The organism is Phormidium sp. CCY1219, assembly GCF_035615515.1.
Lineage (GTDB): Bacteria > Cyanobacteriota > Cyanobacteriia > Cyanobacteriales > Laspinemataceae > CCY1219.
The window spans coordinates 1-982 of record NZ_JAJENT010000367.1 but is presented as its reverse complement, the minus strand read 5'-3'; the positions used below and the strand labels follow the sequence as shown (position 1 = coordinate 982).

Genomic DNA, 982 nt, shown 5'->3' with positions numbered 1-982 from the left:
CTCGTAGGGCTTAGGCTGGTCAGCTACCTAAAGTCAGGGGCTAGAAGCCCCGTCTCTTTAGAGCGGGGTGCTGACTTAATCGCAAGATTTAAAGGATCTCGCCTTCACTTATGAGGTTATCGTGTTTTTTCATGCGGATGAAGTGTCGCTGGCAGGTTGAAATTCCGGCATGACTCCCATCGGGAGCCATCGCCCGATCGCCAAGGGACGGGAGTTGCAATTATTCTATCTTAGGCTCTGGTTGTGCGTCTCCCTTCTTCACCTATGCCTCGTTTTTCTCTACATTGCCGCGATCGCCTCGCGGCGATCGCTTTTGCCTTGCTGGAATGATAAACTACTCAACAGGCAGGGCATTCCTGCTTTTTTGCGTTTGGTTCGTCGTCTTTCCCTGGTTTCAATGGCAATTACTACAATCGCGCTTAATGCTCAATCTGTGCGTCATCTGGATTTCTCTGCGGCTCAATCTGCGATTGAAACGTTGCTGCAAAATGGAGCTTTGAGCGATCCACAGCAGTGCCTGCGTTTTGACCTCGATTATCCTCGGGATCCAACCGATCCGCGCGAACTTTCTGAGATCCCAGAGGTGCGATTGTGGTTTATTGGCTTGGATGCTCGCTATCCTTGGTTGCCAATATTGCTCGACTGGAAACAGGGGGAATTGGCTCGCTACACGGCTATGCTGGTTCCTCACCAGTTCCACCGGGTTGAGGGAATTCAATACAATCCAGAAGCTCTCGAAATCTTCCTGATGCACAAGATTTTTACCATCGCTCCTTGGTTGCAGCAACAGGGTCTCTCCCCAAAGTCTAAGCTGCTGTCAATGGCTCAAATGCTTGGCTACGATCTCGATGAAGCCTTTTTTGACCTGGTTTGGCCTCAGAGCTAAAATCTCTTCTATCGCCTCTTGTCAGGGACTCCGTAGAAACCAACCCCATGTCTAAAGCCAGGGGCTTGTACTTCTAACCACCTGACCAGCCTAAAC

The 982-nt window shown here is 50.3% G+C and carries 1 protein-coding gene; it reads left to right on the top strand.

What is annotated here, in order from left to right; translation table 11 throughout:
* Positions 1-397 precede the first annotated feature (397 nt).
* Positions 398-886: a CRR6 family NdhI maturation factor gene (locus LKK83_RS07090; protein ID WP_324630295.1), complete on the top strand. Its 489-nt coding sequence runs from the start codon at positions 398-400 to the stop codon at positions 884-886.
* Positions 887-982: the final 96 nt, after the last annotated feature.

Excerpts from the sequence above, each read along its gene's own strand:
- LKK83_RS07090 (WP_324630295.1), top strand. The coding sequence starts at position 398 with ATGGCAATTACTACAATCGCGCTTAATGCTCAATCTGTGCGTCATCTG.